This window comes from Chryseobacterium sp. JV558, from assembly GCF_033712365.1.
Lineage (GTDB): Bacteria > Bacteroidota > Bacteroidia > Flavobacteriales > Weeksellaceae > Chryseobacterium.
In genome coordinates, this window is sequence record NZ_WJHU01000004.1 from 43961 (window position 1) to 59753 (window position 15793).

Annotated in this window: 13 protein-coding genes; 6 read left to right on the plus strand and 7 right to left on the minus strand. The window is 37.3% G+C overall.

Features of this window, described 5'->3' with window-relative positions; genetic code table 11:
- The first annotated feature begins 184 nt into the window (after positions 1 to 184).
- The 5 genes from GFU89_RS14655 to GFU89_RS14675 all read left to right on the plus strand — a co-directional run bounded on the left by GFU89_RS14655 (position 185) and on the right by GFU89_RS14675 (position 6638).
- A complete protein-coding gene (locus GFU89_RS14655; protein ID WP_318847837.1) occupies positions 185 to 1066 on the plus strand; it encodes a cupin-like domain-containing protein in 882 nt (293 codons plus the stop codon).
- A gap of 135 nt (positions 1067 to 1201) precedes the next feature.
- Positions 1202 to 1915 (plus strand): hypothetical protein, encoded by a 714-nt coding sequence (locus tag GFU89_RS14660; protein WP_318847838.1) that lies wholly within the window; start codon positions 1202 to 1204, stop codon positions 1913 to 1915.
- Between the two features lie 51 nt (positions 1916 to 1966).
- A complete protein-coding gene (locus GFU89_RS14665) occupies positions 1967 to 2506 on the plus strand; it encodes a TetR/AcrR family transcriptional regulator (RefSeq protein WP_318847839.1) in 540 nt (179 codons plus the stop codon).
- 280 nt (positions 2507 to 2786) lie between these two features.
- Entirely contained in the window at positions 2787 to 5597 is a 2811-nt protein-coding gene (locus tag GFU89_RS14670; protein ID WP_318847840.1) for a TonB-dependent receptor, read from the plus strand.
- Positions 5598 to 5603: 6 nt separating this feature from the next.
- Positions 5604 to 6638, plus strand: coding sequence for a phytase (locus GFU89_RS14675; protein WP_318847841.1), 1035 nt, complete (start codon positions 5604 to 5606; stop codon positions 6636 to 6638).
- A 347-nt stretch (positions 6639 to 6985) separates the two neighbouring features.
- On the opposite strand, the gene GFU89_RS14680 is transcribed toward GFU89_RS14675, so the two are convergent.
- On the minus strand, positions 6986 to 9235 hold the full coding sequence (locus GFU89_RS14680; protein ID WP_318847842.1) for an excinuclease ABC subunit UvrA: 2250 nt from the start codon (positions 9233 to 9235) through the stop codon (positions 6986 to 6988).
- A 51-nt stretch (positions 9236 to 9286) separates the two neighbouring features.
- Between GFU89_RS14680 and GFU89_RS14685 the strand changes: the two genes are divergently transcribed.
- Positions 9287 to 9709: a MarR family winged helix-turn-helix transcriptional regulator gene (locus GFU89_RS14685; protein ID WP_318847843.1), complete on the plus strand. Its 423-nt coding sequence runs from the start codon at positions 9287 to 9289 to the stop codon at positions 9707 to 9709.
- Positions 9710 to 9719: 10 nt separating this feature from the next.
- Here GFU89_RS14685 and GFU89_RS14690 read toward each other — a convergent pair whose 3' ends face one another.
- The 6 genes from GFU89_RS14690 to GFU89_RS14715 all read right to left on the minus strand — a co-directional run bounded on the left by GFU89_RS14690 (position 9720) and on the right by GFU89_RS14715 (position 15613).
- Positions 9720 to 10442 (minus strand): sterol desaturase family protein, encoded by a 723-nt coding sequence (locus GFU89_RS14690; RefSeq protein WP_318847844.1) that lies wholly within the window; start codon positions 10440 to 10442, stop codon positions 9720 to 9722.
- Positions 10443 to 10521: 79 nt separating this feature from the next.
- Entirely contained in the window at positions 10522 to 10791 is a 270-nt protein-coding gene (locus GFU89_RS14695) for a hypothetical protein (RefSeq protein WP_047422568.1), read from the minus strand.
- Positions 10792 to 11050: 259 nt separating this feature from the next.
- Complete coding sequence (locus tag GFU89_RS14700; protein ID WP_318847845.1) at positions 11051 to 12391, minus strand: S41 family peptidase; 1341 nt, start codon at positions 12389 to 12391, stop codon at positions 11051 to 11053.
- 6 nt (positions 12392 to 12397) lie between these two features.
- Positions 12398 to 13141, minus strand: coding sequence for a hypothetical protein (locus GFU89_RS14705; protein ID WP_318847846.1), 744 nt, complete (start codon positions 13139 to 13141; stop codon positions 12398 to 12400).
- Between the two features lie 179 nt (positions 13142 to 13320).
- Positions 13321 to 14244 (minus strand): T9SS-dependent choice-of-anchor J family protein, encoded by a 924-nt coding sequence (locus GFU89_RS14710; protein ID WP_318847847.1) that lies wholly within the window; start codon positions 14242 to 14244, stop codon positions 13321 to 13323.
- A 76-nt stretch (positions 14245 to 14320) separates the two neighbouring features.
- Positions 14321 to 15613 (minus strand): hypothetical protein, encoded by a 1293-nt coding sequence (locus GFU89_RS14715; RefSeq protein WP_309435087.1) that lies wholly within the window; start codon positions 15611 to 15613, stop codon positions 14321 to 14323.
- Positions 15614 to 15793: the final 180 nt, after the last annotated feature.

A 15793-nucleotide genomic window follows, 5' to 3' on the forward strand; every position in this document is an offset into this window, starting at 1 on the left:
ATTTTACAGCATAAACACTGTATATTTCAGAAGCAGAGACGCTAAAAATCTATTGCAATAACTCTACAAAAAAGAGGTCACAATAGGTATTCCGTCATTTATTTATATTAATTCCAAATAATTTTATTTCTTTCCATTTTTATTGTCGTAAATATTTAATACTTTAGCTTAATAATTTGAACAAATGGGAATAATCCTTAAACCAATTGATATTGTAGATGACATTTCACAAGAAGATTTCCGTGAAAAATATCTAAAGCCATGTAAGCCAGTGGTAATCAAAAATATGGCTAGAAAATGGCCTGCCTACCAGAAATGGACGATGGAGTATATGAAAGAAGTGGTTGGCGACGTTGAAGTTCCCCTTTACGACAGTTCCAAAGCAGATCCTGCCGCTCCTATTAATACTCCGACTACGAAAATGCCTTTTAGCGATTATGTTGATCTTATCCAAAAGGAGCCTACTGATCTGAGAATCTTTTTCTTTGATCCTATAAAATTTGCTCCAAAACTTTTGGACGATTATGTTCCGCCAAAGAATCTGATGGGTGGATTTTTAGATAAATATCCGAGTATGTTTTTCGGAGGTAAAGGTTCTGTAACCTTCCTTCATTATGATATAGACATGCCTCATATTTTCCACACCCACTTCAATGGAAGAAAACATGTTATGCTATTCGAATACAAATGGAAATCAAGACTTTATAAACTTCCGTATGCTACCTATGCACTGGAAGATTATGATATTTCCAATCCTGATTTTGAAAAATTCCCGGCATTGGATGGTATTGAAGGAATTGAATGCTTCCTGGAACATGGAGATACATTATTCATGCCTACAGGATGGTGGCACTGGATGAAATATCTGGATGGGTCTTTCTCTATTTCTCTGCGTGCATGGGACAAAAGCTGGGCTGTAAAAGCACATTCTCTTTGGAACCTTGCCGTGCAGCGTAATTTTGATAATTTCATGAAAGGACGATACAAAAAAAGGTATATGGACTGGAAAGAAAGAAAAGCTGTAGAGATTGCTAATAATGCATTAAAAAGAGGACTTCCTAAATAACAGGAAGAATTTTATACTCATAAAAGAGGATGGTTTATTACAATCATCCTCTTTTTTGTTTAGAGACTTTAATTTTTTAAGATATCGTTTAAAATTTAATTAAATTGCATACTGCGTTCCCTTAATACCCAGTATATGTTTGAAAAGTTAATCGATAGTTTTGAGAAGCTGTGTCTGCAGATTATTATTGAAATATTGTTGGTTCCGGTTACCATTTTCAAATTGTTTCAGGATCCCCGCCGCTGCTATGATCTTTCTGTACATGAGATGGAAAAAGAAGAGACTGAACGTTTCCAGGATCACCTATCACCTATCAAACTTTCCGTTTATACCTCTGTTATTATCTCTGTACTTCTGATGGATTACGGTGGTGAACACAATATTATTTCAAAGATCAAGGGATTAAGCATGGTAGAAAAAGCCCTTTTTATATTTCTGATGAATAATATTACCGCAGTACTATTCAGCGTTGCTTTATTATGGTACAAAAAGGAGAAAGTAAATACAGTTGCTTTCCGTACCCTGCTCTTTTCTTTCATTTATACTACCGTATATACATCTACTCCATTTTTCATATTAATCAGTTCTGCCATGTTTCTGGGGCAGACCATTAATGTGGAATCTTATCTAAACCATCTTGGAAAAGTAACCAATTATGAAACAAGAGATTATATCTTTTTCATGGCTTTCCTTGTTTTTATGATCGTTGGCATTATCGGTATTTTTAAACTTTTCAAAGCTCTGCATTACATTCTGAAGAATAATTTCAGTTATCATCCTTATATCGTCTGGTTTTTTACGCTGCTGTTTTTCGTTATACAAGTGTATTATGCCAGAGGGTTTATTTAAAATGTACCAGTCTGTTCATATTTTGTTTACATTTGTGGGAAATCTTAAACTATGCCCCGACCTCGCGAAAGAATTCTAAACACCGCTATGGTCCTCTTCCATAGACAGGGCTACAACAATACAGGGATCAATCAGATCATTGAAGATGCAGAGGTCTCAAAAGCAAGTTTTTATCAGCATTTCAGGTCTAAGGATGAACTTTGCATTGAATTTCTTAATAAAAGATACGACTACTGGGCTTCTGAGCTTGAACAATTCACTTCAGACACCAAAACAGTACAGGAAAAAATCCTAAAATCGTTTGATTTTTTAATTGATATGAATAAAAGAGAAGACTTCAGAGGATGCAGTTTTCTGAATATTTTATCTGAAATTCCGGCCGATAAAGAAGAGATTCACAAGGTAATCCGCTATCATAAAAACAAGCTGAGAGCATGCTTCAATGAAGATATTCAAAATGATGTTACAGCAGCACATATCTATCTTCTTTTTGAAAGTTCAATACTTACCAGCCAGCTTTACAGATCCAATGAATTGATAGAGAAATCCAAAATTATCGTGCAGGAGATACTTAATATTTCAAAATCTTAAAAAGGTAAAACTTCAAAAAATTAAATGCATTATTTGGACTCCTGCGGAATGACAATGTGTGCGTGTATTTGTATTGTATTAATAATTATTTCATCCATCCATTTTATCATTCCATAGGAATCTAGATTTATCTTATCATCAAACCTTTTGTCTGAACTTCAATAACAACATCTTTTATCTTTCTATATTAACAATTCTTAAGAAACATTTAATTTTCTCTTCAACTCCTTTTCCAAACAGTCGTTTAATTTTGTGGTGATTGTTATCTAAAAAAGGAAAAGTGAAGAAAATTTTTACATCTGTTTTATTTTGTGCCTCTATTTTTTTCTATGCACAGACCGGTTCTCTTTCCGGAAACATTAATGACGACTCGAAAATTGCCCTGCCGGGAGCCAAAATCTCCTTGAGTCCAGGGAATATCTATACAACCTCAGATGAGCACGGAAACTTTGTCTTCCTGAATGTTCCTCCCGGAAGTTATACCATGAAAATTGATTATCTTGGGTATGGCGTACATGAATACAATGTAACAGTGGAGTCTGAGAAAAATACCCGCCAGAATATTATTTTCGATAAAAAAGAAAACTCTATTGCTGCAATTGTAGTATCTGGAGCTACTTTAAAAAATCAGGCAAGAGCTTTAAACAAGCAAAAAAACAACGCCAATATTACCAATGTCATTTCTTCGGATCAGATCGGGCGTTTTCCGGATGCGAATATCGGGGATGCTTTGAAGCGTGTTCCTGGAGTTACCATACAGAATGACCAGGGAGAAGCCAGAAATCTTATTATCAGAGGACTTGCTCCCAACCTTAACTCTGTTACCCTGAATGGTGACAGAATTCCTTCTGCTGAAGGAGATAACCGTAATGTACAGATGGACCTGATTCCTTCTGACATGATCTCCACGATTGAGGTTAATAAAACCCTGACTCCGGATATGGATGCCGATGCTATCGGAGGTTCTGTAAACCTTATTACCAGAGCTTCCCCGAACGGACAAAGGATTTCGGCAACTGTTGCCGGAGGATATAATCCAATCCGTGAAAAAGGAAATTATACTGCAGGATTTGTGTACGGAAACCGGTTTTTAGACAAAAAACTGGGCGCTGTATTCAGTTTTTCCTATAACAACAACAATTTTGGTTCGGACAATATAGAACCTGTATGGAGCCAGGCGAATGATCCTGCGAAGACCGTTTATGTAAGTAAAATGGGAATTCGATCTTATAATGAACACCGTATCAGACACAGTTTTGATCTCAATATGGATTATGAATTCAATTCCAAAAACAAAATCTATGCTTCTGCGATGTACAATTTCAGAAATGATAAAGAAAACAGATTTGCTTTGGGATATAAGATCAAACCTGTATACAATGCTGATGAAACTGAGATTACAGATTGGAAAGGAAGTATCACAAGACAAAATAAAGGCGGGGCTGCTGATAATGACAATACCCGTCTTGAAAAACAGAAAGTTCAGAACTATGCTTTACGAGGAGAACATTTATTAGGTTCTAAAGTAGATCTAGACTGGTCGGTAAACTATGCAATCGCCAGTGAAGATAAGCCTCACCAGCGTTATATTGAGTTTGAAAACAGCAAAATGAATTTCTCTCCTGACCTTAGCAATCCTGAAAAACCGATGTTTAATCTCCTTGCTGCGGATAATTTAGGAAGTTATAAATTGAGTGATCTTTCGGATGCCAATAACTTTACACAGGAAAAGGAATTGGGCGCAAAAGTGAATGTACGTTTTCCATTTTCTGTAATTGATGGCCAGAAAGGACGTCTTCGTACTGGTTTTCGTATGCGTTTGAAGAAAAAAGAAAGAGAAAATGATTTCTATGCTTTTACTCCTGTAAACACTATGGGAAGCCTTTTGTCTGTGCCAACAGTACATCTTGACGGTCAGAACTTCCAGCCGGGAAATTATGTTCCGGGAACATTCGTTGATCCTTCTTTCCTTGGAGGGCTTGATTTATTCAATCCTACTTTGTTTAATGGTAAACTAAAGCCTGAAAAGTACCTTTCAAGCAACTACAATGCAAAGGAGCAGATCTATGCAGGTTATATCCGTTGGGATCAGGATTTCAATGATCAATTATCCATGATTGTTGGAGCGCGTATTGAAACAACCAACATCGATTACACCGGAAATTATGTAATGAATGAAGAAGATCTGGTAGGAAAAATCAATAATACAAATACCTATACGAATGTTCTTCCTAATATCTCCTTTAAATATGTTCCGATACAGGATCTTGTGCTTCGTGCAGCATTTACCACAGCTCTTGCCCGCCCGAATTATTATTCATTAGTCCCTTATCTGAATGTTATTTCAGAAGACGAGATTGTAGCTGCCGGAAATCCAAACTTAAAAGCAACCTATGCGTATAATTTTGATTTTATGGCAGAAAAGTATTTTAAGTCTGTAGGGATTCTTTCCGGAGGTATTTTTTATAAAAACCTGAATAACTTTATTTACACGTATTCCCAAAGAAATTATACGGCGAATGATTTTGCTAATGATTTTGCGGGACAATCCAACCCCATTCCTGCGGGAGAAAGTAACTGGAAGTTTACCCAGCAGCGTAATGGTGACAATGTAGATATTTATGGGTTTGAAGTGGCATTGCAAAGACAGCTTGATTTTATTCCAGGAGCTTTCTGGAAGGGACTTGGAGTATATGTAAACTATACGTACACCAAATCCAAAGCAAAAGGAATCACCAATGAAGAAGGCGTTGAAAGAACAGATGTAGGATTCCCGGGAGCGGCTCCTCATATGTTCAACGGATCTCTTTCTTGGGAAAACAAACGTTTTTCAGCCAGAGTTTCTATGAACTATGCGTCTCACTATATTGATGAACTGGGAGGAAAAGCCTTTGACGACCGTTATTATGACAAACAATTTTTCCTTGATGCCAATGCTTCCTACAAGATTACAAGCCAGCTCAGAATTTTTGCAGAAGCCAATAATCTTACCAATCAGCCGTTAAGATACTATCAGGGAATCCAAAGCAGAACCGCTCAGGCTGAATATTACAGACCAAGGTTTACAATGGGAGTGAAATTTGATTTTTAAATACACATGAAAAACATACATTATATATTGGCTCTTTCAGTTCTTCCTTTTGTGATCAACTGTACAGGGCAGAAAGATTTAGCAGAAAAATTAAAACCAGCAGTTATTACAGAAACAGTGGCTCATGATACTGATGATCCCGCTATATGGATCAATCCACAGGATGCCTCAAAAAGTATCATCATTGGAACCGATAAAGATACGGACGGCGGATTGTACGCCTTTGATCTCAACGGAAAAATCATCAACAAAGTTTCAGGATTAAAACGTCCCAATAACGTTGATCTGGAATATGGTTTTATACTAAATGGTAAAAAAACAGATATCGCCGCTGTAACGGAAAGGGAAACCAACAAAGTAAAGTTATATACGCTTCCTGAACTGAAAGAAATTGGAGAAATCTCTGTATTTGACGGAGAATCTGAACGCGGCCCGATGGGAGTTTCTCTATATAAAAATCCGCAGACAGAAGAAATATTTGTTATTGTAGGAAGAAAATCCGGTCCGGCTGACGGCTACCTTTGGCAGTATAAACTGACTGAAAAGAATGGATCTGTCACAGGTGAAGCTGTTCGTAAATTTGGGAAATACAGCGGACTGAAAGAAATTGAAAGTATTGCTGTAGATGATGAAATGGGTTATATCTATTATTCTGATGAGCAGTTCGGGGTTCATAAATATTATGCAGATCCGGACAAAGGAAATGAAGAATTATCTGTCTTTGGGAAAGGTGATTTTAAATCTGACGTAGAAGGAATTTCGATCTACCCTACTTCTAAAGGAAAGGGATATATTCTGGTTTCGAATCAGCAGAATGATACCTTCAATGTTTATCTAAGAGAAGATCAGTCCAAAGGAAGAATTGCAGAAATCCCAGTCTCTACACTGGAAAGTGACGGTTCTGAAGTGACGAACGTTAATTTAGGACCCAAATTTCCTAAAGGAGTTTTCGTTGCGATGAGCAATGGCAGAGTATTTCACTTTTATGACTGGAGAATAGTTGAGAAAGCCATTCAATCTGCTGTGAAAGCTGGTAAATAAAATCAATCTTTAAACCATTAAGATTGAATAAGATTTTAAGAGTATTAAGTTGAGTCACATTGTCATTGCGAGCCCTAGGTGAAGCAATCTCATGAATTGAGTTCAACTTAATACTCTTCATTGTTCTTAATAACTTAATAGGACTTTAGAATTCTTCAACGCAAAGGCTATTTTGCATTACGTACTATTTTAAGGAAGCTAAGAAAGAGTCGATTTACAATCGACTGATGAAGCTGGTGTTTATCCATAAGCTTTTTAAGAAGTTTTTACTGCTATACTTTACCACTTCATATGAATTATTTACATTTAAACTTTACGTTTTAAATAATAATATACGTTAAACTTTTTTACTGAATATGCTTCTTCAAAAACTCTGCTGTGAATGATATTTTGTTTTTCAACAGCTCTGGCGGAGTGCCTTCAAACAATACTTTCCCACCAAATTTTCCTGCACCTGGTCCCATATCAATGATCCAGTCTGCCTGTGAAATAATATCCAGATTGTGTTCTATAACAATCAGCGTATTATCCTGATCTACAAGACCGTTAAAAAAAGTCAGCAGTTTTTGTGTATCACTTGGATGCAGCCCTGTACTCGGTTCGTCCAGAACAATAATCTGATTGGTGTTTTTCAGCTCTCTTGTCAGCTTCAGGCGCTGTCTTTCACCTCCGGAAAAGCTATCAAGCCTTTGTCCCAGAGTCAGATAATCAAGTCCCAACTGTATCAGCAGATCAAAATTTTTGAGAACAGGTTCTTCCTTAAAAAAAGAGACTGCTTCAGAAACGGTCATGTTCATCACTTCTGCAATTGTTTTTCCGCTGTAGGTATATTGCAGTACATCAGGATCAAATCCCGAACCTCCACAAACTTCACAAGGCTGCTCAATATCATCCATAAAAACAAGATCAATCTTTTCTATCCCCAACCCTTTACAGTTTTTACAGGCTCCTTCACTATTCCTGCTGAACAATTTATCTGAAACATGATTAGATTGTGCGAAAAGTTTACGTACAGTATCTGATATCCCCAGATAGGTAAGCAAATTGGAACGGGCACTTGCAGCAAATAAAGACTGGTCAATAATGGTCACATCAGGATAAAGCTCCGGAAGAATACGGTTAATGAGAGTACTTTTGCCAGATCCTGCAACGCCCGTTACGACTGTCATTACTCCAGTTGGGATATTTACAGTTACATTTTTAAGATTATACCTGTTGGCATTTTTAATTTCCAGATATCCATCAGGCTTTCTGAATTTTTGCTTTATAAATGGTTTCCTTGCAAAATATGAACCTGTTTTTCCGGTTGACGTTTTTAAGCTTTTAAATGTTCCTTCATAGACCACTTCTCCCCCGTTTCTTCCTGAGCCTGGCCCTATATCAATAATATGGTCTGCCATTTTTATCAGGTCCGGATCATGCTCTACAATTAAAACAGTGTTTCCTTTATCCCTGATCTGCTGTATAATGGTGATAATATTTTGCAGATCTTTTGGATGAAGACCAATACTGGGTTCGTCAAAAATATATAAAAGATCTATCAGACTGTTTCCCAGACTCCGCACCATTTTTATACGCTGAGATTCTCCTCCGGAAAGGGTGTTAGTACTTCTGTCAAGAGTCAGATACTGCAGCCCGATGGTCATAATATTCTGCAGTTTTGCCGAAAGTTCTTTGATGACGACCTCATATTGCTTTGAATCCAGCGAAGTGATAAACTCAAGCAGTTCATCTACGGAAAGGGCCATACAATCAGCAATACTTTTACCTTCGATCTTACAGGACAATATCTTTTCATTCAACCGTTTTCCGTGACATGACGGACAGGTTTTTGTGATCACAATATTCTTCAGCGCATCTTTTCTTGTGATATTTTCTTTAGAATCTTTTTTCAGGAACGCTTTTTCTATTCTTGGAACAATTCCTTCATATTTTACAGTTTTTCCCCAATCTTTATGGGGATGTTTAGGCTTATGTTCCGGTGCATGCAGCAAAATATCCCATTCTTTTTCGGTAAAATCTTTCAGTTTTTTATCATTATCAAAATAGCCGGACAAAGTATATCTTGTTAAACGCCATCCACCCGGCTGAAAAGTCGGAAACCGGATTGCCCCTTCATCTAAAGATTTCTCACGATCAATTAATGCATTCACATCCAAAGTTTGAACAAAGCCCAGCCCTTCACACTCAGGGCACATTCCCTGCGGATGATTAAATGAAAAAACGTTAGAATATCCTACAAAAGGTTCTCCCATTCTCGAAAATAACAGCCTTAAGGAAGCAGATACATCTGCTACCGTTCCCACTGTAGATCTTGCATTTCCTCCTAACCGCTTCTGATTGATAATGATAGGGACATTCAAATTTTCAATTTTATCTACATCCGGCAGACCATAATGCTGCAGACGATTTCTGATAAAACTGTTCTGGGTCTCATTGATCTGTCTCTGAGCTTCTGCTCCAATGGTTTCAAAAACCAATGAAGATTTCCCGGATCCTGATACTCCCGTAAAAACCACAATCTTATATTTTGGAATTTTTATGGAAATATTTTTGAGATTATTTTGCCGGGCATTGGTAATTTCTATATTTTCCATAATTAAAATGCTTAACTTTGTTAATAATTAACTAAGTTAAGTATATTTATCATGAAACACATTGAAAAAGAGTTTTTTAACACATTCACAAATTTCCAATGCCTTATTCTGGCGCATATGAACCGGGGAAATATCAATGGAGTTACAGCCGCTCATTATAATATCATTGAATTTATTTTAAGAAAAGAAACAGCCACAGGAAGGGAAATTTCAGCAGCATTTAACATCAGCCAGGCAGCCATCTCGAAGCAGTTGAAATTTCTGATTAGCAATGATTTGATTATTAAGAAACAAGAGGAAACAGATCATAGAAAATACAATCTTTCAGTAACGGATAAAGGAAGGTTTATCATAGAAAATTCGGAAACTTTCCGTAAAAATATTACCGGACAGACAGCTTCTATATTGACTTCTAAAGAATTGGAAAGCTTTAATTACCTGTTAAATAAAGTATTGAATCATGTAAAACTATAATACTTCTCTCCTACTTATACGTTCTAAACAGCCTGTCCCAGATAGAAGTATAAAATCCAAAATTTTTGCTTTCATCCAGGTGATGCTGATTATGAAATCTGGTTGTTCCGACGAATAAACGGTCAAATGAGGCCGGAAAAAACTCTCTGTTCAGATGTCCTATGGTTCCCCAGATAAGGTTGAGCAAAAGATAAATGGAAATAGAAATTACAGAGAAATCATAACCGATGAGTAAAGCAAGCATCATCAATCCAAATCCTATTGTTTCAAAAGGATGCAGAACAAAAAGGCTCAGAAAGTTGGTACTTACATGCTCATGGTGCTTTCTATGCAGAATTTTGTAGATATAAGGCAGATGGGCTCCATAATGAAAGAAATACATCAGAAGATCCATCAAAAGAAGCAAAGCAATAACTTCCGCTGTTATCCTAATTACCGATTGAGTTTCTCCAAGCACAATCCATCCGTTTTTCCATAAGAAAACTCCCAGCAGCATCACAAAGCTATTACAAATTATGGTGAAAAGACTGAGAAAAAAATCGGATCTTGTAACGGGATGAGATATTTCCTGCAGCTGACTTTTACGGCAAGTTTTTTCAATAAAAACATATAAACCTATAGAAAACAGGTACAGAAAACTGTTAATAACCAGGCTGAATAAAATCCATTGTGGCCAGGAAAACTGCCAGAACAGATGCAAATAACCGGAAAGTTCTGTGTGATTAAAATTCATAAACCTTTCATCCTTCAGCTTGATGTCATAAAGGTATGAATTTCATGGTAAAATCAGCTGATAAAGTAAATTTCAGGTATTATTTCTGTCTTGCCTTTCTTCTAAGCTCCCGAAGTCTTACGGTAAGATTTTTCCGTAAATCATTATGATACTGCCGGTAGTTTTTGATGCTGTTTTCCAGATTTTTTTTATTAAGCAGATATTCTTCATACAGATGACCCAGTTCCGAAATCTGTGTAACTACATCCGAAGGCTGGCTTTCAGGATCTTCTGCAGCTTCTATCAACAGACGGTAATATTCAATACGGCTGGTCAGGTTCATGTGAAGTTTCGGTTCTATACCCTGCATGATTTTGTGATTTTATGGTGTTCCTGAATAGGTAAAGGGCAAAAAGTTTTATCCTTTTACTATTCGATATTATTTTTTATTATTAAATAAACTTTTTAATTTTTTCTTGAACCATTAAGATTGTATTAAGGTGTTAAGATTATTAAGATAAGTTTCGCTTTAACTTAAAATCAGAATGATTGTTCTTAACTATACTTTAATTCTTCAAACTTCTTAATGGTTTAAAAATATGTACTACATTTTTTTCTCTATCCGAATTCTATTTTTCCATCATAACCGGAGGCACATCACTCTGATATAGAATTGTAATGCTTCCGTTCTTTTCCTGACCTGCAGATTTGAAATACCCACCGTTAAGGGCTGAAGAAATAAGGGTTTCGTTAGGATCGCCCAAAGGCAATAGTGGCAGCCCGGCATATTCGTTGACCATGATCTGTGGAGAAATTCCATTACTGTATTCTCCGGCACCACTGGCATTAAACACTTTATAAATCACCGGGTGGATCTGCCAGGAAATTTTTCTCGGCTTCCTTTTGTCTTCCACTACAAATCCGGCCATATCTTTACCTAAAGTAGTATCTCCGATCTGAATAACCTGCATATAAGGCTTCAGATTGTTGATCACAATTTCTGCTGCAGATGCGGTACTGTTAGAGGTAAGAATAAACACTTTCTGTAATCCCAATGCATTGGCGCGTAAAGCAGCAAAATCAAGAGCTTTAGGATCATAGGCGATCTGCTGGGCAAATGTTCTTTTCACTTCACCTCCGTTTTTATTTCCTTTAAAAATGATGAATGGCGAACCAGATGACAGCCCTGAAGGAATCAATGAGCAAAGAGCGGCAGCAGACGATACCGAGCCTCCATAATTGTATCGGAGATCAAGAATCAGTTCCTGTACTCCGGCAGCTTTAAATTCTGCAAACTTCTGGTTCAGCACCTGAGTCATTCCGTCCGGGAAATCATAGATATACAGATATCCTGCTTTTTTACCGTTTTTCTCAAAGACTTTAGATAAAATAGGCTGTTCAAAGGAAAATCCATAGTAAACGGTAATATTTTTTTCATCGGTAACCGTTCCGTTCTGCCATTTCCCTACCGTAAGGTCTACAACAGTCTGGTCTTTAATGGATGAGGCCATTGATTCTGCATTGGCTTCTGTAATACCTTTTCCATTGATTTTGGTAATAATCATTCCCCGTTCCAGCCCTGCATTGAAGGCAGGAGAATTTTGAAGAACCAGCTTTACAATTGTAACAACCTGGTTGTTGGCAAGTTTGGCAACGGTATAATCAAAACCATACATATTCCTTATGGAACGTGGATAGCTGGAGGAATCTTCAGTATTGACCATGAAAGAAAACCGGTCCTGGGAAGACAACAGACTTTTAAAAAAATCTTTTACGGGAAGACGATAATCTGGTTTTGCAGGCATCTGATCTGCCCAGTAATAATATCGTTTCATACTGTCCTGAACCCAGAGATTGACAGATTCTGTACTTCCTTCCGGAAAAACAGGTGCGCTTTCGTCATTATTATTCGTACACGAAATGAGAAAGACTGTCAGAGCAATCAGTTGAAGTTTTAGAAAGTTTTTCATATTCAATTACAGATATTCTGCTACATCAATGTCTCCTTTTACCACCCATTCTCCATTTTCCATTTTTTCCTGAAGAACAATCATGTTGGCTCCGGTGTGCTGTTTCAATTTCACCTGAATCATTTTAGATCCTGCATAAGGTTCTGTAGTTCCCGGTTTGTACAATTCCAGATATATGGGAGCTGTAGAACTGAAAAAACTATAGATTTTCACTGTGGTAAAATTGTCTTTCCCGATGTTGTCAAATTCTGCCAGTACCACTCCATTTTCTCTTTTCAGAATGCCTTTCACCTCTTTCTGTGTAGTTCCGGAAAATTCGCCAAGATTAGGAAAAATAAATTCAAACCCTACTTTTCCAAGATTAACCTGAGGTTTTACAGCATATGTCTGCAGATAAATCCCCGGAAGATTGAAAAAGTATAAGTTTTTAAAATCATTTATATTGTCATAGGTAATATTGTATTTTGCAATTTCGGTTCCTGTTTCATTATTATATACGGACAGCTTATTGGTTTCTCCCTGATCCAGAACAAACTGAAGCTGCGTTTCTATTTTATTGGTATAGGATGTTTTTCCGTCAATGGATACAGGTGCTCCATTGAACCTCAGCTGAAGGACCTCAGGCTTGGAAAATCCTTTGATATTAACCTCTCCGGGTTTCTGTACTTTATCATACAACTCCATCGTGTTGTTGTCTGTGCATGAAAACAGTGCAGTAAATAATAGTAGTAATGCAAAGATTCTGTTCATCTTTCTTCAATTATTTCATTGTAAAACTTAAAAAATATCACCCTACCCGAAAGTAGGGCGATATATAATTATAAAAAAACTAGTTGGATATGTTCTGGATAGCCATTGTCAAATACTATCCATTATCTTATATTAAAAATTCATGGTGTTTCTAGAATCAGTTTCTAAGGGAAGACGAGTTATTTTTTAATAAACTTCAACCTTTCCATCGTCTTTCCATCTGTAATTTCTGCTATATAAGCTCCAGATGTAAGACCTGCCGTATTAATTGTTTTAGAATACTGAGTGGTCAATACTTTTTGTCCTGCTGCGCTGTAAATAGTTACCATCGTCATATTTTCTTTCAATGCCGGGTTAAGCTGCAGCTGTAAAGATTCTTTTACCGGATTTTCTGCTATTTGTGTTACAATTTTGTTTCTTTTTACATCCTTAGTTCCCAAAAATGAAGTAGCGTAGATTCCCATTTCATCAATATTGATATTCTGGACATTATTTCCGCTTGTTTTTCTGTTTGACCACATTCCGATATAGATTTTCTTCCCTGCAAAAGCAGAAAGATCTACAAGGGATTCTACAAACTGGGTAAGATCGGCCGGAAAGGGATTGGCTGAGTCACCTACCTGTATTTTATATATACTTTGAACATCATTTCCATCTGCATCTACTGTCATTGCCTGAAAGTCTGATAATGCAGGAACTTCTTTCTGTGGTGTGCTTACATAAATAAAAAGCTCTCTGGCAACAATAGTATGAGTAGATCTCTGTCTTCCGATATAGGCAGCCAGCGTAACAGTTCCTGCAGTATTTGAAAGATCAATCTGAGGAGAAATAATCCAGTCACTTTCTGTCCCAAATCCTGTAGCACTTCCACTTGGAACCAAGCTGATAGAATGACGAAGAACTCCGGTAGTTCCATAGGTTAGAGCAGTTCCGTTGTGATAAATGTTCTGTCCTTGTACCCATCCGTTGCCATTGCTGTTCAAATCATGGAAAGTCCATCCCTGAAGGTCAGCAGGAGTATCAAAAGAATTTCCCCATACCAGAGTCTGCGCTGCAGCCAGGTGAGATAAAAACAGAACAGATGATAAAATTATTTTTTTCATAATGCTGATTATTAAGGTTTTTGAAGTAAAAGCAAGGAATCAGCATGTGCTGTTCCCTGCTTTTTAAAGTTTTTTATTATTCTACAATGGAGAAATTGTATTTTGTCCAAAGTCCCTGGAAGTTTCCACAGTTTCTTGGAGATACATTCCAACCACCTTCGTTGAAGAAAGGCTGGCTCATACCCCATAGAGATGCAGGAGTTCCAGTCAATAGGTTAGCTGCAGGGATTCCTGCTGTTCCTGTACCTGTAACTGAAGTAGTAAATCCGTGGATCTGGATTGTGTTATATGCTGAAGCTGAAGAAAGTTCAGAACCTGTACCTTCTACTTTGATTCCCACAGGGTAACCTGTAACCACAGCGTTATTTAATGTTAATCTTCCGTGTCTTCTGATGTGGATACCGTTTTCATACAAAGCACCTTTCGTAGAGTTCTTAGAACCAATGATCGTAAGGTTGTTGATAACCGGATGAGTCAACAATGATGTAGAAGAACCGTCTGCGTTGTTATCAAGCTCGATACCGTTAGAATCCGGGCTTGCTCCGCTAAGACTGTGTGTAGAGTTGTAATCTGCCAAAGCAAGAGCACAAGTAATAGTTCCTGTATATCCGTTATCGAAATCGAAGTTGTCATCATCCGCAGCGAAAGAAACAAGGTTTGAAGCGTTTACAGTACCACCGAAGAATTCAAAAGAGTCATCTTTCCCGAAAGATACCTGGATATGATCCAAAGTAGTTCCATTTCCTACTCCTCCTAAAGTAAGACCGTTGATTTCGTTTCCTGAGTTAGGAGCCAAAAGATCGAATCCTGCAAACTCGATACGTACATACTTCAATGTTCCTCCGTTGTGAGAAGCATTAGTACCTCCGTAATAGAAATCAGGACCAGATAATCCTTCAACTGTTTTTGTGAATGGAGTGTTGGTAGGAGCATCTCCTAACATGATAACACCTCCGAAATCACCAGGAGCAGCAGTTGTATCTTCGTTTCCGTCTAGCAATTTGTAGCTTGTGAAGATAATTGGTTGTGCTTCAGTACCTGCTGCGTTGATTTTTCCTGTTTTAGCAATTACCAAAACTCCTGTAGCAGTATTGCTAGTGTTTGGTTTAGCTTTAATGAATGTACCCGGCTGGATTGTTAATGTAGCACCATTTTTTACGGTTACAACTCCATCTAATTCAACTACACCGCTCCATGTAGTATTTGTAGTAATAGCACCACTTACGCTGGTTACCGGAAGAGCCGAAGCTGTAAGGTACTCAGCAGAAGTAGATTTCATTTCGAATGGAGAAGATGAATCCGCCAGTTGATCGTTTTGACAAGCTGTAAGAGATAATGCTGCCACTGCAATTAGAGTTAGTCTTTTCATTGTTATAATTTTTAATAAATCCGGTCGTGTTATTTTATATACCAGATCAGTTTTTTAATATTCAGGAATATCTGCCTCTCTATTCCTTCGATTTGGTTTTTAAAATTCATCCGTCACTGCAGGAGGAGCTGCATTGGGGAAGTTCCCATAGAAACCGTTAATACCTGGGAAAAGCCATTA

Bases quoted from the DNA above. Each gene is read 5' to 3' on its own strand.
- GFU89_RS14700 (WP_318847845.1), bottom strand. From the start codon at position 12,391: ATGAAAAACTTTCTAAAACTTCAACTGATTGCTCTGACAGTCTTTCTC.
- GFU89_RS14685 (WP_318847843.1), top strand. From the start codon at position 9,287: ATGAAACACATTGAAAAAGAGTTTTTTAACACATTCACAAATTTCCAA.
- GFU89_RS14660 (WP_318847838.1), top strand. From the start codon at position 1,202: ATGTTTGAAAAGTTAATCGATAGTTTTGAGAAGCTGTGTCTGCAGATT.
- GFU89_RS14690 (WP_318847844.1), bottom strand. From the start codon at position 10,442: ATGAATTTTAATCACACAGAACTTTCCGGTTATTTGCATCTGTTCTGG.
- GFU89_RS14655 (WP_318847837.1), top strand. From the start codon at position 185: ATGGGAATAATCCTTAAACCAATTGATATTGTAGATGACATTTCACAA.
- GFU89_RS14710 (WP_318847847.1), bottom strand. From the start codon at position 14,244: ATGAAAAAAATAATTTTATCATCTGTTCTGTTTTTATCTCACCTGGCT.
- GFU89_RS14675 (WP_318847841.1), top strand. From the start codon at position 5,604: ATGAAAAACATACATTATATATTGGCTCTTTCAGTTCTTCCTTTTGTG.
- GFU89_RS14715 (WP_309435087.1), bottom strand. From the start codon at position 15,613: ATGAAAAGACTAACTCTAATTGCAGTGGCAGCATTATCTCTTACAGCT.
- GFU89_RS14665 (WP_318847839.1), top strand. From the start codon at position 1,967: ATGCCCCGACCTCGCGAAAGAATTCTAAACACCGCTATGGTCCTCTTC.
- GFU89_RS14695 (WP_047422568.1), bottom strand. From the start codon at position 10,791: ATGCAGGGTATAGAACCGAAACTTCACATGAACCTGACCAGCCGTATT.
- GFU89_RS14680 (WP_318847842.1), bottom strand. From the start codon at position 9,235: ATGGAAAATATAGAAATTACCAATGCCCGGCAAAATAATCTCAAAAAT.
- GFU89_RS14705 (WP_318847846.1), bottom strand. From the start codon at position 13,141: ATGAACAGAATCTTTGCATTACTACTATTATTTACTGCACTGTTTTCA.